This window comes from Pedobacter sp. Leaf250 (assembly GCF_920984735.1).
GTDB lineage: Bacteria > Bacteroidota > Bacteroidia > Sphingobacteriales > Sphingobacteriaceae > Pedobacter.
This window is the reverse complement of record NZ_CAKLBU010000007.1, coordinates 122,432-144,484: the sequence shown is the minus strand read 5'-3', so window position 1 is coordinate 144,484 and position 22,053 is coordinate 122,432. Positions and strand designations below refer to the sequence as shown.

13 protein-coding genes and 1 pseudogene are annotated in these 22,053 nt (G+C 37.9%); 9 read left to right on the top strand and 5 right to left on the bottom strand.

The genetic code is table 11. From position 1 onward, the window contains the following. Positions 1-5 precede the first annotated feature (5 nt). Positions 6-908, bottom strand: a complete 903-nt coding sequence (locus tag LUA91_RS08070; RefSeq protein WP_231425539.1) for a hypothetical protein — start codon at positions 906-908, stop codon at positions 6-8. Positions 909-1,115: 207 nt separating this feature from the next. Between LUA91_RS08070 and LUA91_RS08065 the strand changes: the two genes are divergently transcribed. The 6 genes from LUA91_RS08065 to LUA91_RS08040 all read left to right on the top strand — a co-directional run bounded on the left by LUA91_RS08065 (position 1,116) and on the right by LUA91_RS08040 (position 10,428). Next, positions 1,116-2,660 carry a glycoside hydrolase family 10 protein gene (locus LUA91_RS08065; RefSeq protein WP_231425538.1) on the top strand — a complete coding sequence of 515 codons (1,545 nt, stop codon included), beginning with the start codon at positions 1,116-1,118 and terminating at the stop codon, positions 2,658-2,660. Between the two features lie 200 nt (positions 2,661-2,860). After that, positions 2,861-3,982 carry an endo-1,4-beta-xylanase gene (locus LUA91_RS08060; RefSeq protein WP_231425537.1) on the top strand — a complete coding sequence of 374 codons (1,122 nt, stop codon included), beginning with the start codon at positions 2,861-2,863 and terminating at the stop codon, positions 3,980-3,982. Position 3,983: 1 nt separating this feature from the next. Beyond that, on the top strand, positions 3,984-6,851 hold the full coding sequence (locus LUA91_RS08055) for a glycosyl hydrolase 115 family protein (protein ID WP_231425536.1): 2,868 nt from the start codon (positions 3,984-3,986) through the stop codon (positions 6,849-6,851). A gap of 26 nt (positions 6,852-6,877) precedes the next feature. After that, positions 6,878-7,978, top strand: coding sequence for a glycoside hydrolase family 43 protein (locus tag LUA91_RS08050; RefSeq protein ID WP_231425535.1), 1,101 nt, complete (start codon positions 6,878-6,880; stop codon positions 7,976-7,978). Between the two features lie 195 nt (positions 7,979-8,173). After that, a complete protein-coding gene (locus LUA91_RS08045) occupies positions 8,174-9,334 on the top strand; it encodes an acyltransferase family protein (RefSeq protein WP_231425534.1) in 1,161 nt (386 codons plus the stop codon). A 71-nt stretch (positions 9,335-9,405) separates the two neighbouring features. Continuing rightward, a complete protein-coding gene (locus LUA91_RS08040) occupies positions 9,406-10,428 on the top strand; it encodes a LacI family DNA-binding transcriptional regulator (RefSeq protein ID WP_231425533.1) in 1,023 nt (340 codons plus the stop codon). Between the two features lies 1 nt (position 10,429). On the opposite strand, the gene uxuA is transcribed toward LUA91_RS08040, so the two are convergent. Continuing rightward, positions 10,430-11,599, bottom strand: a complete 1,170-nt coding sequence (gene uxuA / locus LUA91_RS08035; RefSeq protein ID WP_231425532.1) for a mannonate dehydratase — start codon at positions 11,597-11,599, stop codon at positions 10,430-10,432. 251 nt (positions 11,600-11,850) lie between these two features. Here uxuA and LUA91_RS08030 point away from each other — a divergent pair, with 251 nt between their 5' ends. The 3 genes from LUA91_RS08030 to LUA91_RS08020 are packed head-to-tail and all read left to right on the top strand — an operon-like array spanning position 11,851 to position 18,449. After that, positions 11,851-14,934 carry a TonB-dependent receptor gene (locus LUA91_RS08030; RefSeq protein WP_231425531.1) on the top strand — a complete coding sequence of 1,028 codons (3,084 nt, stop codon included), beginning with the start codon at positions 11,851-11,853 and terminating at the stop codon, positions 14,932-14,934. A 27-nt stretch (positions 14,935-14,961) separates the two neighbouring features. Next, a complete protein-coding gene (locus tag LUA91_RS08025) occupies positions 14,962-16,770 on the top strand; it encodes a RagB/SusD family nutrient uptake outer membrane protein (RefSeq protein WP_231425529.1) in 1,809 nt (602 codons plus the stop codon). 23 nt (positions 16,771-16,793) lie between these two features. Further along, on the top strand, positions 16,794-18,449 hold the full coding sequence (locus tag LUA91_RS08020; protein WP_231425527.1) for an endo-1,4-beta-xylanase: 1,656 nt from the start codon (positions 16,794-16,796) through the stop codon (positions 18,447-18,449). A gap of 283 nt (positions 18,450-18,732) precedes the next feature. Here the strand turns inward: LUA91_RS08020 and LUA91_RS20745 are convergent, their stop codons facing one another. The 3 genes and pseudogenes from LUA91_RS20745 to LUA91_RS08010 all read right to left on the bottom strand — a co-directional run bounded on the left by LUA91_RS20745 (position 18,733) and on the right by LUA91_RS08010 (position 22,047). Next, on the bottom strand, positions 18,733-18,837 hold the full coding sequence (locus LUA91_RS20745) for a DUF1601 domain-containing protein (RefSeq protein ID WP_370633617.1): 105 nt from the start codon (positions 18,835-18,837) through the stop codon (positions 18,733-18,735). A 70-nt stretch (positions 18,838-18,907) separates the two neighbouring features. After that, positions 18,908-20,179: pseudogene (locus tag LUA91_RS08015) on the bottom strand (sialate O-acetylesterase); the annotation flags it as partial. 251 nt (positions 20,180-20,430) lie between these two features. Then, positions 20,431-22,047 carry a DUF5597 domain-containing protein gene (locus LUA91_RS08010; RefSeq protein ID WP_231425524.1) on the bottom strand — a complete coding sequence of 539 codons (1,617 nt, stop codon included), beginning with the start codon at positions 22,045-22,047 and terminating at the stop codon, positions 20,431-20,433. Positions 22,048-22,053: the final 6 nt, after the last annotated feature.

Genomic DNA, 22,053 nt, shown 5'->3' with positions numbered 1-22,053 from the left:
GGAGATTAGCGAAGATCTACCTGCGCTTTACCCATTGTATTGCCATCGGCATATAAAATAACTGTATAAATCCCTTTGATAAATGGCTTTGGATTAGCCCAATCGATAACATAGGTGCTATCGTCGTTATTGTAGTTGATATAGATGGAGTGGCTAAATTGCATCTCCTGGCCATCGGCTTCAAAACGATTCCCTTCATCTGCAAGTAAATTTCCTGCCGGATCAAAAACCCTTAAATAAATATTATGGTGGCCTTTTTCTGCCAATTCGTTCGCAATAATATTAAATCGAACACTTAACTTTTCGGCTGTTGATGATTTAGTAACTTCTACTTTCTTACCGCTTGATTTTGTTCTGAAGGCAATAATATTAGCACCTTGTAGTTTTAAGGCTGCTGCGGTTTTAACTTTAGCATTTAGGTTAGCATTTTCACTTTCCAAGCCAGAAGCTTTATTGCTTATATTTTTAAGTGTGTTCTCTAAGCTATCGCGGCTGTTTTTTAAAAAAATATTGTCTTTTTGAAGTTGAATAACCTGATCGTTATAGTTTTTAACAAAGGTTTTTAATTCATTGATTTGGGTATTGGCTTTATCAAGCTCTCCTTGGGTAATTTCTCCTTTTTCTAATGCAACTTTAAGTTCGGCAATTTTTTCTCTGGCTAACTTTTGTTCTTCAACTAATTTCTCATTTAAATCCAAGTTGAGCGCTTCAACTTTATCCAATTCCACCTCAATTTTTTCAACCTCTAAACGCAATTTATCTTTTTCTGTACTTACTGTAACAAACCTTTCGCTTTGCTGTCGATCTTTAAAAAACAGGTAAGCATTTGTTCCGATAAGAGCAGCTATAACTATAACCAGAAAGTAAATCTTGTTTCTATCGCCTTTATTAATCTTTTGTGGTTCCATTTTTAATAATGCTGTATCTTCTTAAATTAATATACTTTTGTATTTCCATAGGTAAATGGGGCACACAATTAATTTTAGCAAGGCGCAAATTATAATTTTTAATAAAAATTATAAGAGATTTTAAAAAAAATCGTTTAATTGCTAATGTTCGTTTGTATTCAAAATAACACAAGTACGCATCCCAGTAAAAAAAACAAGACAAGAATAATGCTTAAAAACTTTCTATACGCACTTTTATCTTTAACTGTACTACCTTATATATTAAATGCTCAACCTTTAACAAAAATTGCACCAAAAAGAGAGTTTAGAGGGGTTTGGGTAGCCACTGTAACCAATATCGATTGGCCTTCTCGTCCGGGTTTAAGCATTGATCAGCAAAAACAAGAGCTGATTGGTATACTCGAAAGGCACAAAAGTCAAGGGATGAATGCCATCATTTTACAGGTTAGGCCAGCAGGCGATGCTTTCTATGCTAAATCAAGAGAACCCTGGAGCCAATGGTTAATGGGTAAGCAAGGATTAGCGCCCGCACCTGGTTACGATCCTTTGGCATTCGCCATAAAGGAAGCGCATTTTAGAGGGATGGAACTTCACGCTTGGTTTAACCCATACCGGGCAAGTATGAGCAGCAGCACCGTTTTTCATGATGACCATGCGTTCAAAAAACATCCAGATTGGTTTTTTATCTATGGTGGCAAAAAACAGTTTGATCCTGGAATTCCTGATGTGAGAGAATATATAATACAGGTTATTTTAGATGTTGTAAAAGGTTACGACGTAGATGGAATCCATTTTGATGATTATTTTTATCCATATAAAATTGAAGGACAAACTATAAATGACTCCGCTACTTTTAGCAAGTACGCAAATAATTTTATCGACATAAAAGATTGGCGCAGAAACAACGTGGATATGCTCATCAAGCAGTTGGATGATAGCATTCACCATTATAAAAAATGGGTAAAGTTCGGCGTAAGTCCGTTTGGTATATGGCGCAATAAATATGAAGATCCCGAAGGATCTGCAACCAGTGGTTTATCCAATTATGCAGAACTTTTTGCCGATAGCCGCAAGTGGGTTAAGGAAGGTTGGGTAGATTATATCAATCCGCAGATCTATTTTACATTTACGAGGAGAGTTGCCCCATTCGCTACATTGGTTGATTGGTGGAGCAATAACAGTTACGGTAGGCATGTTTACATAGGTCAGGGTGCTTACCTGGTTAACTCAAGGGCCGAGGCAGCCTGGAAAAATTTAACAGAAATACCCCGGCAAATACGTTTTATAAGAGAGCATACCAGAATTCAGGGCAGTGTTTTCTTTAGCTCAAAATCATTGAGTACAGTAGCAAGATCTGTAGGCGATTCACTAAAAAATGATTTATATAAGTATCAGGCGCTCCCTCCGCAAATGCCATGGTTAGATGAAACTCCTCCGAACGAGCCGCAGGCGCTAACTGCCGATGCGCTTAAAGATGGTGTACATTTGAAGTGGCAAAACCCGTTAAAGGCTAAAGATGGTGAAACGGCTTCTGGCTATGTAATTTATCGCTTTGCTGAAGGCGAGAAAATTTCCATACTTGATCCAAAAAATATCCTCAAAATTAGCTTCGAAGATTATCTTTCCTTTATTGATACCACAACAGAACCTGGTAAACGTTATAGTTATTTGGTTACTGCCCTTGATAGGTTGAAAAATGAAAGTGAACCAAGCGGACCAGTTGGTGTAGAAATTCCTCTGGCTAAAGAGTAAGAAAAAATCAAATTCATAAATAATAAAATCCCCTATGTAATGGTAGGGGATTTTTTTTTGATATACTTTTCCAAAAGATGAGATTGAAAAATTATTGTGCAACCGATTGCATTTTTGTTTAATTAATATTACTTTAGTGCCAATGTTAGTTTTGGTCAATAGATAACGATCGCTTCAAACATTGCTTTAGCCAAATATATATGTTCAGGAAACTTCAATTTTTACAATTTATTGGTGCGTTTTGGATTTGCATATTTTTAGTGATCATATCTTGCCGAGCGCAGCAGGTTCCTGAAAATTATTCTAATGATTCTTTTGGATTAAAGGATTTCTACCAATCTTATTTTTCAATTGGCGTAGCTGTGGGCGTAAAAAATCTGACCGGAGATGAATCGCAATTAATCAAAAAACAATTCAATAGCATTACAGCAGAAAATGCCATGAAAATGGGATCAATACAGCCCCGCGAAGGAAAGTTTTACTGGAGGGAAGCCGATTCTATTGTAAACTTTGCGGTGAAAAATGGAATCAAAATCCGTGGACACAATTTATGCTGGCATGAGCAAACGCCCGATTGGATTTTTAAGGATAGTAAAGGAAATGAAGTAACCAAGGCTGTTTTGTTACAGCGTTTAAAAGATCACATTACGGCAGTTATTAATCGTTATAAAGGTAAAATTTACGCATGGGATGTGGTAAATGAAGCCATTGATGATAATCCTTCAAAATATTTAAGAGATTCTAAATGGTATAAAATCTGCGGTGAGGATTTTATAATAAAAGCTTTTGAATATGCGCATGCGGCCGATCCAGAGGCAAAACTTTATTACAACGATTACAATACCGAGCGACCAGAAAAGCGGGAGCGGATTTTAAAATTGCTTAAAAGTTTAAAAGATAAGGGCGTGCCAATTGATGGCGTAGGCTTGCAGGCGCATTGGTCGTTACAGGAACCAACAGAAAAGGATTTGCGGGCTGCAATTGAACGATATTCTTCAATTGGATTAAAAATTCAGTTTACTGAAGTTGATATGTCAATCTATCCATGGGAAAAGGAGAGAAGAGCAAGAAAGCCTGGAGAATCAGATGAATTTACGTTAGCACTTCAGCAAAAACAGGCAGCGCAATATGCGATGGTATTTAAAGTATTTCGCGAATATAAAGACGTAATTACCAATGTTACCTTTTGGAATATCTCCGATCGATACAGTTGGTTGGATGAATATCCGGTTATGGGACGAAAAAATTACCCGCTTCTTTTTGATACCAATCTGCAACCCAAGAAAGCGTATTGGGAAGTAATCAATTTTAAAAATAAATGAAATGAAGAAATTTATCCTCCTTATTATGTTGTTTGGATTAAAAAACATCTGCTTAGCTGCAGGTGCCGACCCATTCATATCTAAAACTCAAACTCATGGAAGTTTCTCCATAGCTAGCAAAGGTAAAGTTTCATCAATCTTAATTAGTGGAAATGATTGGCCAGGCGTAACAAGAGCAGCAAAAGATCTTCAGGGCGATATACAAAAAGTTACAGGAATTAATCCAGCTTTTGCTACTGATAAAATTGCTGGCATGGCCATCATTATCGGTACCATTGGAAAAAGCAAAATTGTTGATGAGTTAATTAGAAACAACAAAATAAATGTTGCCGGGATTGCTGGAAAATGGGAAAGTACATTAATTGAAGTCGTTAAAAACCCAACTGCGGGTGTGGACTCTGCTCTCGTAATTGCTGGTAGCGATAGACGCGGAACCATTTATGGCATTTACGAACTTTCCAGCCAAATCGGGGTTTCGCCATGGTATTATTGGGCCGATGTTCCTGTGAAAAAAAGTAATAGTTTATTTGCCATCTCTGGTAGGCACATCATTTCTTCTCCTGCTGTTAAATATCGGGGAATTTTCTTAAACGATGAAGCGCCAGCTTTATCGGGTTGGAGTAGAAAAGAGTTTGGTGGCTTCAATAGTAAGTTTTATGCCCAGGTTTTTGAGCTCATTCTCCGTTTAAAAGGCAATTATTTATGGCCTGCCATGTGGGGAAGTGCCTTTAATGATGATGATAAATTGAATCCCGTTTTGGCAGATGAATATGGAGTGGTTATTGGAACTTCACATCACGAACCTTTAACCCGGGCCCACGATGAGTGGAAAAGATATAAAGGTGGAAAGTGGAACTACGATCAAAACCCGGCTCAATTAAGGGAGTTTTGGGAAAGTGGCTTAAAACGAGTGGCCGACAAAGAACAAATCATCACCGTAGGAATGCGTGGAGACGGCGATGAGCCAATGACAGAAGGAACAGCGACGGCATTACTGGAAAAAATAGTAAAAGATCAGCGAGAAATTATTGAAAAAGTTACTAAAAAACCAGCATCTGAAACACCACAACTCTGGGCACTGTATAAAGAAGTTCAGGCCTATTACGATAAAGGAATGCGTGTTCCGGATGATGTTACACTGCTGCTTTGTGATGACAATTGGGGCAATATCCGAAAACTTCCAAAGCTCAATGAATCACCACGTAAAGGTGGTTATGGCATTTATTATCATTTCGACTATGTAGGTGATCCAAGGAATTACAAATGGATTAATACCAATCCCATTCAGAAAGTTTGGGAGCAGATGAACCTGGCTTATGAGTATAATGCCAACCAGATTTGGATTGTAAATGTTGGCGATTTAAAACCAATGGAATTTCCAATTTCTTTCTTTCTGGATTACGCCTGGGCGCCCGATGCCATCCCGGCAGAACAGTTGAAACAATATACCATCGACTGGTCGGAGAAACAGTTTGGCGAAACTTATGCTGCTGAAATTGCAGATATTCTTGATTTTTATTCGAAATATAACGGGCGTATCAAACCAGAGTTACTAACAGATAGCATTTACAGCCTAAACAATTACAACGAGTTTGAAACAGTAGTTGCCGACTATAAAAAGTTAGCGGAAAAGGCGAGGTTTATTTACAATCAAATTCCAGTCAATCAGAAAGATGCCTACTATCAGTTGGTAATGCATCCTGTAGAGGCAAGTGCCAATCTTTATGATCTTTATTTCCATGTTGCTAAAAATAAATTATATGCGAAACAAGGTCGCTTGGCTGCAAATACCATGGGGGAGCAGGTTGCCGAATTGTATAAACGAGATGAAGAAATAACCAATTACTATAACAAAACGATGGCCGGCGGCAAGTGGGATCACATGATGGATCAAACCCATATCGGTTATACTTACTGGCAACAGCCAGAGAAAAACTCAAAACCAAATACCATGGTTTTGGCCGCAACAGGTAATTTGAACAAAGTGGAAATGGGATTGGCAATTGAAGGAAGTGATTCATCGTGGAGCAAAAAGCAAAAGGTGAACATTGCTTTGCCAACTTTTGATTACTACAATAACACTTCACATTACTTCGAATTATTTAATAAGGCTATGGGTGTTTTCACTTACCAGGTTAAAACTCCGAATTATATCATTGTAGATCAACCAAAAGGTGAAGTAAATAATGCTAAAAAAGTTTGGTTAAGTGTAGATTGGGCAAAAGCACCTAAAGGAAAATCAAATAGCAGTATAATCGTTTCTGTTAGTGATGGAACAAAATTGGAGGTTCCAATTCATATCGATAATTCGAAATTTGACACCCCTACGTTAAATGCTTTTTTACCGCAGAATGGCTACATTTCAATGGAAGCACCTAATTATAGCCGAGCAATAAACAGCAGACCAATTTTTTGGAAAACCTTGCCCAATTATGGAAAAACTTTGGGTGGCGTCATTCCTGTTCCTGTAACATCGCCTGTTCAGAAACCTGATGCGACTACACCACATTTAGAATATGATATTTACCTAACTGAAACCGGAACATTTACATTAAATAGCTTCATTTCACCAACCATCGATTTTACAAATGCTGATGGATTAAAATTTGCAGTTTCTGTGGATGATGAGGCGCCTGTTATCATAAATATAAGCGCTGATTACAAAACAGAAACAGCATGGAGAAAATCAGTTGCCGATAACATTAAGATTTTTAAAACGCGATTAAAAATTGATAAACCTGGCAAACACACTATAAAATACTGGATGGTAACGCCTGCTGTAGTATTGCAGAAATTAGTGCTCGATTTGGGCGGATTAAAACCCAGTTTCCTTGGTCCACCTGAAACATTTGTTAGCGAAATAAAATAAAACTCAACCATTTATAACTTGAAAATATGATGAATAATTTTAAAAAGCTGTCTGGCCTGGCATTAATTATGGCATTAGCGGCCACAAGTTCTTGCCAGCAAGCAACTAAAACAGCAAGCAAAGAAACTGCTGATACTTCAAAAAAGTCTAAATATTTATCGCAGCCGCTTATTAGTGAAATTTACACCGCCGACCCATCAGCACATGTGTTTAATGGCAAAGTTTACATCTATCCCTCGCATGATGTAGAAGGCGGAACACTCGAAAATGATAATGGTGATCATTTTGATATGAAGGATTATCATATTTTAAGCATGGATAGCATTAATGGTAAAGTAACTGATCATGGCGTAGCATTAAGCATTAAAGATATTCCGTGGGCTGGTCGCCAACTTTGGGCGCCTGATGCTGCATTTAAAAACGGAACCTACTATTTATATTTCCCGGTAAAGGATAAAAGCGATGTGTTTAGAATTGGCGTAGCTACATCTAAAAATCCTGCGGGTCCGTTTAAAGCCGAACCTAAACCAATTGAAGGAAGTTATAGCATCGATCCGGCAGTTTTTACCGATACTGATGGATCGACATTTATGTATTTCGGTGGAATCTGGGGTGGCCAATTACAACGTTGGAACAATGGAAAGTATGATGCCAATGGTTCTAAAACGGATTCGCAAAAAGAAAATGAGCCGGCATTGAATGCAAAGATTGCAAAGCTGAGCAACAACATGTTATCGTTTGATGGCGCCGTGAAAGATGTGGTTATTTTGGATGAAAATGGTAAGCCACTTGTAACAAAAGATCATAATAGGCGATTTTTTGAAGGTGCATGGATGCATAAGTATAATGGAAAATATTACTTCACATATTCAACAGGAAATACACATTTCTTAGCCTCGGCAATTGGCGATTCACCTTACGGGCCATTTAAATATCAGGGAACGTTTATGAATCCTGTAGAAGGTTGGACAACACACCATTCTATTATCGAAATAAAAGGAAAGTGGTACATTTTCTATCACGATACACAACTTTCTGGGAAAACACATTTAAGGAACGTAAAAGTTACTGAGTTAACGCATAAACCCGATGGTACGATTGCATTGATTGAGCCAATGAAGAAGTAGAATTAACTTGCGAAGTCTCAAAGGCCAAGAGCGCAGAAGGACTTCGCCAGTTTTTGAAGATGAAACTGGAGCTATGTTTTTACAAATGAGACTTACGAAGTTTTCCCATCACACGGAGCCAACAAAACTTCGTAAGTCGATAATTTCTAATTCCAAAAACAAAGCCCTAAATTAGTTTGCTAAATCGAACCTAATATGAATGAGCCAAAACAACGCCTGCTATCTCTTGATTTTTTTAGAGGATTAACTGTAGCAGCAATGATTTTGGTAAACAATCCCGGCAGTTGGGGGCATATTTACGCACCTTTAGAACATGCAGAGTGGAATGGTTGTACACCAACTGATTTGATATTTCCGTTTTTTCTTTGGATTGTAGGTGTTTCCATCGCTTTTGCCATGAGCAGTAACAAAGCAGATCCAACAACTCATGGAAAAACAATCGTAAAGGCCATCAAACGGGGCGTGATTTTATACCTATTAGGCTTTTTCCTGGCTATTTTTGGCAAACTCATGGCAGTAATTATTGATGGTAAGAGCTTACTCGAAGCTTTTCAAACCGTTCGGTTATTAGGGGTTTTGCAGCGCATCGGTATTGTGTTCATCCTTAGCAGCATCATTTTCCTGAAATTTTCTAATAAGGCAATCTTCAAAATCTTCATTGCAATTCTGGCGGTTTATTGGGCATTAATGACATTTGTCCCAGTTCCTGGAGTGGGTTATCCCAACATGGAAAAAGAAACCAACTTGGCCGCGTGGATTGATAGGGAGATTTTAACGGAATCGCATACTTGGGCATCTGCTAAAACATGGGATCCTGAGGGTGTTTTAAGTACTTTGCCAGCTGTTGGAACATGTTTATTCGGGATTTTGGTCGGCGTATGGATGCGTAGAAAAGATGTAGATAACCCAACGAAAGTAGCCTGGCTATTTACAGCAGGCATTGGTGCAGTAATTCTTGGCCTCCTTTGGGATTTACAATTTCCAATAAATAAAGCCTTGTGGACAAGCTCCTACGTGCTCTATGCTGGTGGTTTGGCATCCATCGGGCTTGCACTTTGTTATTGGCTAATCGACGTTCAGGGGTACAAAAGAATTACCATGCCATTTGTGGTATATGGCGTAAATGCCATAACAGTTTTCTTTTTGGCTGGTTTAATGCCTCGGGTTTTAAATCTCATTAAAATCACAAATGCCGATGGTTCCAAAACAGCTTTGTTGGAAAAATTTTATAATACTTGTTATACTCCGTTTTTCTCGCCAATAAATGCATCTTTAATTTGGGCAATAAGTTACGTGTTGGGTTTCTACGTGCTGCTTTACATCATGTATAAAAAGAATATAATCATTAAAGTATAATTACTAAATTGCCAAAACAATCGATTGAAACAGGGATTCTTAATTTACGATTGTTAATTACTTGATCAAAATTGAAGAAAAAAACAACCATATACGATATTGCGAAAGAGCTTAACATAACAGTTTCTACCGTTTCGAGGGCACTAAGTGGTTTCCCCGCTATAAGTGATGCAACAAAAAAAGCTGTTGTGGAAACTGCTAAAAAGCTCAATTATAGTCCAAACAAATTGGCTTCAGCACTTAAATCGGGCAAAACACATATTATTGGCGTAATTGTTCCAAGTGTCCAAGCGCATTTCTTCGCATCTATTATTCACTGTATAGAAGATGGTTTGAAAGATAGTGGCTATCGTGTAATTATTTATCAATCGAATGAATCTGTTGAGAATGAAATTAACGGGGTTCGAACTTTATTAGAAGCACAGGTTGACGGTATTATGGCTTCCATGTCGCTCGAAACGCAAGATGTTTCTCACTTTGCGGAGATCGTTAAACAAAATAAACCACTTATTCTGTTTGATAGGGTTCATGAAGATTTAGTTGTGCCCACAATTACACTTGATGATTTTCGAGCAGGTTATGTGGCTACACAGCATTTAATTGATAAAGGATACAAAAAGATAGCTTTTGTAACCACAGTACATCAAATTAAAATTTTTAATGATAGGTTGAAGGGTTATAAAGCAGCCTTGGTTGATAATAATTTACCTGTTCTTGAGGAGCATATTATTTTTGGTGGTTTATCTATCAAAGATGGTAGGTTTGGTTCAGGCAAATTAATGCGTAGTAAAAACAAACCAGATGCTATTGTTGCTGGAGATGACTTTACTGCTTTAGGTGTGATTAAAAAACTTAAAGAAATAGATGAAACGCCACCAGAAATAGGTGTAATTGGTTTTGCCAACGAAGCTTTTTCGGCATACATTACTCCAAATTTATCTACAATAGATCAACATCCTGCGCAAATCGGAAGAGAATGCGCAAAGATGTTTTTAAAAATGGTAAATCAGGAAAACCCATACAATGATATTGAACACATTGTACTTGATCCTACTGTTGTTGAAAGGCAATCGACTGATAAAGCAAATGATTAAATTATTCGAACAAACTTTTGCGAATGCCCATTTCCAGCCCTCGAAGTTCTGCCAAGCCTTTTAACCGGCCTATTGCAGAATAGCCTGGATATGGATTTTTAACAAGATCATCCATCATTTGGTGACCATGGTCTGGTCGCATCGGAATATCACGGTTTTCGCTTTGCATTAATATTACGGCCTCCTTTACCACCGAAAACATATCGGCATTTCCTTCCAAATGGTTGGCTTCATAGAAATTGCCTTCTTCATCTCTTTGTGTACTTCTTAAGTGCAGAAAATGAATTCTGGAGCCCAATCTTTGAATCATTCCCGGCAGATCATTATCCGGTCGGGCACCAAAAGAGCCAGTACAAAAACATAGCCCATTCGATTTAGCAGGTACTTGATCAATGATATATTGCGCATCGGCTTCGGTACTCATAATTCTTGGTAAACCTAAAATAGGGTAGGGTGGATCATCGGGATGGATAGCCATTTGCATATCGTATTGATCAGCAACAGGCGTAATTTCCGATAAAAACTTCACCAAATTTTCCTTCAAAACATCAGCTGTTATTCCCTTAAAACCATCAAGTAAGGCAAGCACTTGTTCAGGCGTGAAATGGTCTTTACTACCTGGCAAACCTTGCAGGCAATTTCCCATTAACGTTTTACGCTCTTCTTCGTTTAAATTATTATAATAAGATGTTGCTTTTTCTATTTCTTCAGGAGAGTAATCTGCGGATGCATTTGGTCTTTTAAGCAAAAATAAATCGAAAGCGATGAAAGCAGATTTTTCAAATCGCAATGCTAAAGCACCAGTTTCTGTTTCGTATTTCAGATTGGTTCGCATCCAATCCAGTACGGGCATAAAGTTATAAGTGATTACCTTAATGCCAAATGAAGCTAAGTTTGCCAGGCTTATTTTATAATTTTCTATCCAGATTTTATAATTGCCGGCTCTTTTTTTGATGTCTTCATGTACTGGCAAGCTTTCTACAACACTCCAGGCCATGCCATGATTTTCAATTTCCTGTTTTCGTTTCTGAATTTCTGGGGTGGTCCAAATTTCTCCAACTGGAATGTGGTGTAAAGCCGTAACTACCCCACTACATCCAGCCTGTTTAATATCTGTTAAACCTACAATATCGCTTGGCCCATACCAGCGCATGGTTTGTATCATTTTCATTTTTTTTCAACTTTGTATAAGGTTAATGCAATCGGTACAGGGTAAAAATACGCCATTTTTCAGTATTTATAAAGGATTTAAAATATTTTAGAAAATATTTTATGCAATCGGTTGCAAATTCATTTTTTAATTTCTACTTTTATCATAACCAAATATCCTTAAGTCTCTAACACCAATATTCTAACCAGGTAAATAGAACCTAAGATTATTTAAAGTGGCAGCTAACAACTGTTAATTAAATTAAACCTTTTATGAGAAAACCTAGACAAAAAATCTTTTTGCAGCGTATGGTTATGCTAATACTTTTATTAGGCTTAACCCCAACATTGCTTTTTGCCCAAAAAATTTTAAAGGGTAAAGTAGTGGATGAAAAAAATCTCCCTTTACCTGGTGCAGGGATTAAACTGAAAATTTCTGGTAAATCGACAGTTGCTGGCGATGATGGAAGTTTTACCATCAGCGCACCTGAAAATGAAAGGGCATTAGTGGTATCCTTCATTGGCTATCCATCGCAAGAAATTGAAATTAAAAATGGTGTATCCGTATTTAACATTACCCTAACGCCAGATTCTAAAAATTTAAACGAAGTTGTGGTAATTGGTTATGGTACGCAAAAGCGTAGAGATGTAACAGGTTCTGTAGTTTCGTTAAGTGGATCGGCAATAAAGGAAGTGCCAGTAGCGAATATTCAGCAAGCATTGCAAGGTAGAATGGCAGGGGTTGAGGTACAATCAGTTGGTACTCGTCCGGGCGCAGGCGCACAAATCAGGATTCGTGGGGAAAGATCAATCAACGCCTCGAACGACCCGCTTTTTGTTGTAGATGGTATACCTTATGGCGGAACATTAAACGACATCAATCCTGATGACATCGCAAGTTTAGATGTATTAAAGGATGCCTCTGCGACTGCAATTTACGGTTCTCGTGGTGCCAATGGTGTGGTTTTAATCACCACCAAAAGAGGCATTGCCGGCGACACAAGAGTATCATTCAATACCTATTATGGTATAAGCAAAATCACTAATAAATACAATGTGTATGATGCTGATCAATATAGAGCGCTTCGCGATTATTCAATTTTTAATCAGGATTACCTAGCCGATGAAAAACAAGGGATTGCAACCGGTAGAAATACCGATTGGCAAGATTTGTTGTACAAAGATGGCTACATGACCGACAATAACTTAAGCATTTCTGGTGGTAGCGAACAAAGCCAGTTTTCCGTTGGCGGTGGTTATTTTAAACAAACGTCGGCATTGCCAAGTCAAGATTTTACCAGGGCATCTATGAAAGCTACCGGCGATTTTAAAGTGGGGAAATTTGTAAAAATTGGTTTTAACAACTTAACCAACTACAGCATTACCAATGGTTCGCAATTTGGTTTAAATGTATTTCCTTTACTTTCCTTAAGTCCGCTAAGTTCGCCATATAATCCAGATGGTTCTGTTAACCTTAAACCAGCAGGAAACTTAGACGATTTAAATACTACTTACAATCCATTAATGCTTTTAACCAATAATAATCAATGGGTAGATCGTGTTCGTCGTTTCCGTACTTTCAACAGTATTTATGGTGAAGTGCAAATTTTAGATGGCTTTAAATATAGATTAAATGCTGGTTTGGATTTCAACCAGGAAGAAGGTGCTCAGTTTAGAGGTACCAATAGTTATTTCAGACCAGGTTTAGGCAATACAGCTTCGGTTAACAATGGTACAGGAACAAAATATTCGTTAGATAATTTATTAACCTACGAAAAAACATTTGCCCAAAAACACCGTGTTTCGGTAACTGCATTATTTGGCTTCGAACGTGAGCAATATCACAATACATCTGTAAGTAAGGATTCGATTACTGCTGATTTCGTTCAATTCTATAATCTTGGGCAATCATCTGTTGGTCCAGTGGCTGTGTTGGGTGGAAGTGAATCATCGGCTACCTTAATTTCGATGATGTTGCGGGCCAATTATGTTTATAACGATAGATACATGATTACGGTAACCGGACGTAGAGATGGTTCATCTCGTTTGGGAAATGGAAATAAATGGAAACAATATCCAGCAGTTTCTGCTGGTTGGAGCATTACCAACGAAGATTTTATGAAAGATTTGAAATTAATTTCGAACTTAAAACTTCGTGCAGGTTTTGGTATTACATCTAACCAGGCCGTTCCGGCTTACAGTACTTTAGGTGGCGTGGCATCAAACGGAGTTCGTTACAATTATGGCCCTTCATCTCAAATAGGTTACTATGTTTCTAGAATTGTTGACCCTAATTTGGATTGGGAATATACACGCACCACTAATATTGGTTTGGATTTCGGAATCTTAAATAACCGTATTACTGGTAGTATCGATTATTATACGGCAAAAACTGACAAGTTATTATATGGTGTTCCGCTTCCTCCAACATCAGGAATATCTGAAAACTATTTAACCAATATTGGTAATGTAGAAAATAAAGGTTTAGAGGTTGCTTTATCAAGCCAAAACTTCAAAACTGAAGGTGGTTTTTCTTGGGGAACAGATTTGAACTTCTATTTCAATAGAAACAAATTAATCGCCTTAAACGGAAACATTACTCAAGTAACCAATGCGCAATTATTTGTTGGTGAGCCTTTAACTGCAATTTTCGATTATAATAAAATAGGGATTTGGCAAACAAGTGAAGCTGCCGAAGCCGCAAGATATGGTTTTGTTCCTGGCCAGTTAAAATTGGAAGATTACAATCGCGATGGAAGATTAACTGTTGATGATAAACATGTAATTGGAAATGCACAAGCAAAAATTCAAGGTGGTATCACTAACCGTTTTAATTACAAAGGTTTTGATTTCTCATTCGTGGTTTATGCCCGTTTGGGTGGAACATTGATTAGTCAGATACACCAGCCGCTTGCAGGTTATTTGACTATAAATGATGGTCGTAGAAATCAACTAGCTGTTGATTATTGGACTCCTACCAATCCAACTAATGTTTTCCCTTCGCCAAATGTTTCTGGCGGACAAATCACAAGTGCATTAACAAGTGATGCTGGTTCTACACTAGGTTATTACGATGCGAGTTTTGTTAAAATGAGAAGTATAAATTTTGGATACTCATTCAACAACAATATCGCTAAGAAATTAGGTGCTCAAAAAATTAAGGTTTATGTAACGGCTCAAAACCCGTTCATCATTTACTCGCCTTATGTTAAAGCAGGTGGTATGGATCCTGAAGCAACAGGAACTGGTAACCAAGGTGTATCTAATCCTGGAAATATCTCGAATAGAGCTTTAACAATTGGTGCTGCAATACCACCAACCAGAACGTTTTTGGCAGGCTTAAATGTTACTTTTTAAATCTCCTCACTACTTAGATTAATAAAAATGAAAACAAGATATTATATACAAGCCATTCTTCTTTCAGCCATAGTCATGTTTGGAGGATGTAAGAAAGCATTGGAAGAACGCCCTTACACTGCGTTTACAACAGATTATTTTAAAAGTCCTGAAGGTTTACAGGCGGCCATAAATTCCGTTTATGCAGGTATGCGTTATGATTACGGCCCAATCGGTGCTGTGTTATTGGCAAACATGGGTACTGATGAGTGGACTTTCGGCGATCAGGGAAACTCTGGTCAAACCTTAGAGTTGGGCACTTACCAAATTCCGCCAACCAATGGATCAATTTTAACCCCTTGGAACAGAAACTACTCTAACATCAATTTGTGTAACGCGATTTTACAATTTGCACCACAAGTGAGTATGAGCGATGCAGCTAGAAATGTAATTATTGCCGAAGCCCGTTACTTGAGAGCCCATTATTACATGTTATTGGTTATCCAGTTTGGTGCTGTGCCATTGGATTTAGGTTCTGGAGATCTGGTTTTTACTGATGTGGCTTATTACGGCTTTAATCGTTTACCGTTTAACGATGTATTGAAAAAGAACTATCAGGCAATGATCAACGATTTAACTTTCGCTAGTCAGAATTTGCCGGTAACCCGTCCATCGAATGCGTTTAAATTATCTCAATCGGCAGCTTTACATTTATTATCAAAAATTTATTTGTATCGTGGTTACTCTGACGCAAAAGAATCAACGGATTTCGCAAATGCGTACAAAACTGCAATGGAATTGATTAATAATAAATCGAAATACGGTACAGATTTGCTACAGGATTATAGTCAAATACACAAACAGGGAAATGATTATAACAGAGAAATTTTATACTCTGTTGAACGTTTGCCTTTAAATAATGCTAATAATGAGGTGGCGAATCCAGGCAGTGATTTTGCTGAAAAAGTAAATTTATCTAATAATTTATTTAACTGTAACTATCAAAATGCAGTTACTGTTGGTGGTGTATCATTAATTGATGATCGCCCTTTACAATATGGTCGCCCGTTAAGACAATTGGCGCCAACTGCAAACGTATTTAATCGTGTTTTCGCTGATAAAGGAAATGATAGCCGTTACGATGCAACTTTTAGAACGATGTGGAGAGTGGCAACATTGCGTACCGGAGCAGAATTGGAAACCTTTAAAACCAGGTTGGCTGGTGTGGGTTTTGCCCTTGGCGATACGGCAATTTATCTTGCTCCAACCGATGCTAGAGCGGCACAATTAAAAGCTTTAGGTAAAAGATATAAAGTTTTAGGCCCATCAGAATTCTGGTCGAACCAAAATAAAACCAACCAATTATATCCAAACTTGAAAAAATATGATGATAGTGTGCGCAATAACTTTCAGGATGTTTCTGGTAGACCATACATTGTAGCCAAACTTTCTGAAGTTTATTTAATTGCTGCAGAGGCTGCATTTCAGGATGGACGTGCGACAGACGCCGTTCCATTGATCAACACTTTGAGAGAAAGAGCTGCGTATCGTTCATGGTTTACCGCAGGTGAATTGGCAACCAGAAGAGCGGCAATGACCATTACAGTTGCTCAAATTAATCTTGATTTTATATTGGATGAACGTACCAGAGAATTGTGTGGCGAAGGATTAAGATGGGCAGATTTGGCAGTTCGTAAAAAGTTAGTGGAACGCGTTAAAGCCTATAATCCTGATGGCGCACCAAATGTAAAGGATTTCCACAATCTGCGTCCAATTCCTCAAAGTCAAATCAACAGTGTAGTTGATCCGGGAGGAGATTCGAACAGAAACAAATATCAGAATCCAGGTTACTATTAGTGAAATAATTAAAAGAGATGAACATGAAAAAGAAATTAATTATTCCTGGCTTACTGTTGTTAACAGCGGTTGGGATGTATTCTTGCAAAAAAGATATATATAATGGCGCCGATAGCTTGGCTGAAGTGCAGTTTACAGATAGCACCTCAACCTTAAAATCCTTAGTGTCTTTTCCATTGGGGATGGCGGCTGAATATCCATTATCATCAACAAATAACAGCTACTGGTCAGTTGTAAAAAGAGAAGCTGGATGGATTACATTCGGCAATGAATTGAAGAATGATGCGGTAGTTAAGGCCGATGGAACATACGATTTTACAAGAGCAGATAATTTTTATAATCTGGCTACTAATGCCGGCATAAAGGTTTTTGGTCATACATTGGTTTGGCATTCGCAACAGCGGGCATCCTACTACAATAGTTTAATAGGTGGTGGTGGAAGTGGTTCCGGACCTACAAATTTAGTGGTAAACCCAGGTTTTGAAACCACAACGGTTGGAACTACTGCCGAACCAGCTGATGGCTGGCAGGTATTGAACGGTGCCGGACAATTTGTAAGTACGGGGAGCAATGTAAATGCTGGTTCGAAAGCACTTCAGGTTAATGTGCCGGCTGGGGGTCAAAACTTCAATACTCAAATCGTTACAAAAGCGCAAATTCCGGTAACTGCTGGTAAAACCTATACCATTTCATATTACATTAAAGGAGCAACAGCACAAAATATTCAGTTTGAAATTCGCCCATATTTAGGTGCAACTGCAGGTTCAGTTAATTATCAAGGCGGAAAAGCGGTTACTACTGCTTACTCAAAAGTAACATACGATTATGCCATTCCAGTTGGTGTAACTGCAATTCAATTGGCCTTTGATTTAGGTGGTACTCAAAATACCCTTTATTTGGATGATGTAAGCATTACTGATGCTTCAATAGTTGCCCCTCCAACTGGCGGTGCTTTAACTATAATCGTAGATAACGCAATGAAAAAACACATACAAACAGTGGTTTCCCGCTATGTTGGTAAAATTACCGCATGGGATGTAATCAATGAGCCTTTTAGTGATGCTGCCGAATTAAGAAACAATTCGAACACGCCATCTACCGGAAGAACAGATGTATTTGTTTGGCAAAACTATTTGGGTAGAGATTATGCAGCAAAAGCATTTACCTATGCAAGAGCATCTGATCCTACGGCAGATTTATACATGAATGATTATAATTTGGAAGCCAGCGCTGCTAAATTAAATGCATTTGTGGCGATGGCTAATGAATTAAAAGCCGCCAACACTGGTATTACAGGTGTGGGTACACAAATGCATTGCAATATCAATACATCATATAACATGATCAATGATATGTTTCAGAAATTGGCTGCAACAGGATTAAAAGTTAGAATTTCAGAACTCGACATCAGGTTAAATCCATCAGAAAAGGTTGGTAATGTTGGCGCTTCAGTTGCACTTCAAAACCTTCAGGCAGCAATGTACAATTACGTAGTAAAAGCTTATTTTAAATATGTTCCTGAAGCGCAACGCGGAGGAATAACAGTTTGGGGTGTTGCAGATACTGATAGTTGGATCACCACCAGTTTAGCAAAGAATGATGCGCCACTTTTATTCAATGCCACTTATGGAAAGAAACCGGCATTCTCTGGGTTTGCACAAGGATTGAAAGGTCAATAAGAATAATAGTTAGTTAGTGATAAAGCCATTCCAGGGATCTGGAATGGCTTTTCCTTTTAGGGTTATTTTATGCTGGCCTCAAATGGAGATGCTGGTAATCTATCTTTATTGTAAAGGTTGGCACCTTCGGGGTTATCTGCCCAGGCGTAGCGAACAAACATCGGTTTAGAAATAGCCGCATTTGAAACCATCACCTGATTTCCTTTAATTTCAGCATTGGCCCAAGCAAATTTTCGATCTGCACCTGCAACCGCAAAGTATTTTAGTTTTGTGTCACCCTTCGCTATAAGACCTTTGCCTGTGTTATTAAATGATAAAACAAGATGATTGCCTGCAGCAGCAATTGATTTAAAGGTTGGGCCTGCAAATACTGTTTTCTTATCTCCATAAATTAAATTTTCAGCCTGTAATGCCAACCGTATTCCGACATCTTTTTTATTTAATGGGTGGATATCGTTCCATTCTCCTAAATCTATCGCTACTGCCATTGCCGTATTTTTTTCGGCTAATAAATTGCGCTGTTGTTCTCTCAGTTCAGCCCAGCTGCTTTCTGAAGGAAATTCTTTTGCTTCCATAAAATTTGGCAATTGGACATATAATAACGGCAGATTTTGGTTATGAAATGTTTTTCTCCAATCAGAGATCAATGTTTTCATTAATGAAAAATACTCTTTTGGATTGTATGTATTGGCTTCTCCCTGGTACCATAAAGCCGCTTTAATATTAAAATTTGCTAACGGTGCAATCATGGCATTATATAAGCCCACAGGTTTCCATCGAACAAAAGTTTGCGAAGGCGATGGTTTTGATGCTGCACCTAATTTATATTTCCATTTTCCGCTTAAATTAATGGTGTCGTTTCCTGCTGTTAACAAATAATCTTTATCCAGCACAAAACCGCCATTTCCCGAGTTATTTACAATGCGGACTATTACGGTATTTTTTCCTGCCTTTAAAACACCTGCATTAAAAAGATATCTCCTTGGCGGATATTGATAGCTTGTTGTTCCAACAAAGTTTCCGTTGATGAAAACAGAATCTGCATCAACAATTCGCCCAAGCAATAATTTTGCAGGTTTGCCTAACATATTTTGAGGCACATCAATCTCTTTTTTAAACCAAACCACACCATTAACTTTTCCTATTGGCTCATTACTCCAATAACCTGGAATATTCATTTCTGCCCAGTTATCATCATTGATATTATTTTTCCAATTGTTTTTTAATCCCTCATCGGAAGCATTCAATTGGGCATACCAGGCATTTGATGCGGCCTGATCTGATGATTCAATTTGCTTAATGAGTTGGTCATCTTTAAATTTAAGCAGCTCTTTTTCTAGCTGCGGAAAATTTTTAACTGCACCTTCGCTGATCCATGATTGGGCAGGAGAACCACCTAAAGCAGCATTAATAATTCCAACCGGAACTTTGTTTTTTTTATGAATTTCTAAAGCAAAGAAATAAGCAACTCCGGAGAAATCAAGCACATTTTTAGGGTTTGCTGATTGCCACGATCCAATTGAAAAGTCTTTTCTTTGTACCTTAAAATCATATTCATCAGGCACCAAAAACTGCCTGATGCTCGAATTATTGCTATTTGCTATTTCTTTTGGGTATTGATCTACCAATCTACCCATTGGCAATTCCATATTAGACTGGCCGCTGCATAAAAATACATCTCCAAATAAAATATCGCTAAGTGTAATTTTATTACTTGCCGATAAAACCATTTGGTAAGGACCGCCAGCTTTTTGTGGAGGAAGTTTGATGATCCAATCGCCATTTCCATCGGCTTTGCTTACGTAGGTTTTGCCTTTAAACTGAAGTGATACGGCCTCATTTGGTGATGCCCAACCCCAAATTTTTGTGGTGTCGTTCCGCTGAAGAACCATTCCATTGCTAATTAGTTTAGGTAATTTAATCTGTGCGAAACAAAGAGAGTTACCCAGAAATAAAACGAGAAATATGAACCACTTTTTCATTATTGATAAGAATAAAGTTTAATTTTTTGGATGCTGTAATCTCCTTCAGGAATTCTTAAATGTCTTCCCTGATGGTTTTGATCGCCATTGACCCTCAAACCTGGTATCCATTTTCCGTTTTCAAAAACGCCTTCATCTATTTGTGCAATTCCGGCTCTGAATTTATCCTTTAGTGGTTTAAATGTGGCGACAATGCCTGTTCCGGCAATAATGAATTCATCAGGAGCCAATTGAATAATCAATCCGCCGGTAATTGGCCAGGTCTCATCTTTCGCTTTGCCCGACCAACCCAAGTTTAAATCATGTGAGAATGAAAAAATGTAATCCCCCAAACGAACTTCTTGCTTAGAATTCGTTTTATCAAATAAAATACCATTGATGGTTTTCTTGCCTTGATGTTGCAAAATCAGCGGACTTAATTGATTCAGCAATTTATAAGCCGAACCAATATCGGCATTCATTTTTTCATCGCCGTTCTCGATAGAAAATGGCGAGAAGCCCATCGAATCGTAGTGACCAATGGCATAAAATGCTTTTGCGCCAACGCCTTGTTCAAAACGTATTTCGGGAATAAATAAAGTATTTCCGCCACGGACATATAAATCGTTCCAATATTTAAAATCCGGATTGTAGAAATCTGGAGAAAGCATGTCGATACTTGGTGCACCTGCCTTCCAAATATCCATAATATGAGGTAAGGGCCCAGCGCTTGGATATTCTCCAGGTTTAGCCTCTTTTTTGTAGTTTAATGCTGCATTTAAATACATGGGTAAATTGTATTTTGCTTTTCCAGCTACGGTAAGTTTTTGTATGAAATCAGCATAATGCCAGGCCATGAAAATTTCATCGGTAGCCAGGCCTTTGCCGAAAACTTCTTCCCAATTACCAGATGTTTTGGAACCATTTTTTGTCCACAATGCACTAAATTCTGGCATTAAAGCCGTTTTGTTTTTCTTCAAATAATCAAATAATAAAGTTGGAATAGGTTTCTTAAAAGCCGCATTGGCCAAGTTGCTATGATCTCTCGCTTCGGGCAGCATTCCAATTTCATTTTCTACCTGGATCATTAACACAGTTTGGTCCTTACTATCAATTTTTTTTATGAAAGACATTAAAGCTTCAAAAGCTTTAATATCGGCATTTAGGCTGTTTGCCGAAAACGGGCTTAATATTTCCTGCCCAATGCCATTTTTATCTGTTGCCCGTGGAAAACGTTCTTGATTGGTTTTAACCCAGAGTGGGGCATAACAAGACATACTATTTTTCCAGGCGCCAAACCAGAGGAAAATTAACTTCAAATCGTTTTTTCTGGCGTTAATAATTAAATCGTTAACCAATTCAAAATTAAACTTACCCTCTTCTGGCTCAATTAACTCCCAGTATACGGGGGCCAAAATGGTGTTGGCATTTAAGTTTTTTACCTTTCCCCAAATGGGTTTCATATAATCAGTATTTGATGAGCTAGAATTTCCGAGCTCGCCGCCTAAAATCAGGTAAGGTTTATCTTGAACGTAGAGTTGTTTAGTTGTTCCCTGCTGCTTTAAATATGGCTGTGCAAATAAACTTAATGTTGATAAGATTAAAAACACTGGCAATAATATGCGAGTCTTCATCATAATATT

Excerpts from the sequence above, each read along its gene's own strand:
- LUA91_RS08060 (WP_231425537.1), top strand. The coding sequence starts at position 2,861 with ATGTTCAGGAAACTTCAATTTTTACAATTTATTGGTGCGTTTTGGATT.
- LUA91_RS08055 (WP_231425536.1), top strand. The coding sequence starts at position 3,984 with ATGAAGAAATTTATCCTCCTTATTATGTTGTTTGGATTAAAAAACATC.
- LUA91_RS08050 (WP_231425535.1), top strand. The coding sequence starts at position 6,878 with ATGATGAATAATTTTAAAAAGCTGTCTGGCCTGGCATTAATTATGGCA.
- LUA91_RS20745 (WP_370633617.1), bottom strand. The coding sequence starts at position 18,837 with ATGGAGATAAGAAAACAGTATTTGCAGGCCCAACCTTTAAATCAATTG.
- LUA91_RS08010 (WP_231425524.1), bottom strand. The coding sequence starts at position 22,047 with ATGATGAAGACTCGCATATTATTGCCAGTGTTTTTAATCTTATCAACA.
- LUA91_RS08070 (WP_231425539.1), bottom strand. The coding sequence starts at position 908 with ATGGAACCACAAAAGATTAATAAAGGCGATAGAAACAAGATTTACTTT.
- LUA91_RS08020 (WP_231425527.1), top strand. The coding sequence starts at position 16,794 with ATGAAAAAGAAATTAATTATTCCTGGCTTACTGTTGTTAACAGCGGTT.
- LUA91_RS08025 (WP_231425529.1), top strand. The coding sequence starts at position 14,962 with ATGAAAACAAGATATTATATACAAGCCATTCTTCTTTCAGCCATAGTC.
- LUA91_RS08065 (WP_231425538.1), top strand. The coding sequence starts at position 1,116 with ATGCTTAAAAACTTTCTATACGCACTTTTATCTTTAACTGTACTACCT.
- LUA91_RS08030 (WP_231425531.1), top strand. The coding sequence starts at position 11,851 with ATGAGAAAACCTAGACAAAAAATCTTTTTGCAGCGTATGGTTATGCTA.
- LUA91_RS08045 (WP_231425534.1), top strand. The coding sequence starts at position 8,174 with ATGAATGAGCCAAAACAACGCCTGCTATCTCTTGATTTTTTTAGAGGA.
- uxuA (WP_231425532.1), bottom strand. The coding sequence starts at position 11,599 with ATGAAAATGATACAAACCATGCGCTGGTATGGGCCAAGCGATATTGTA.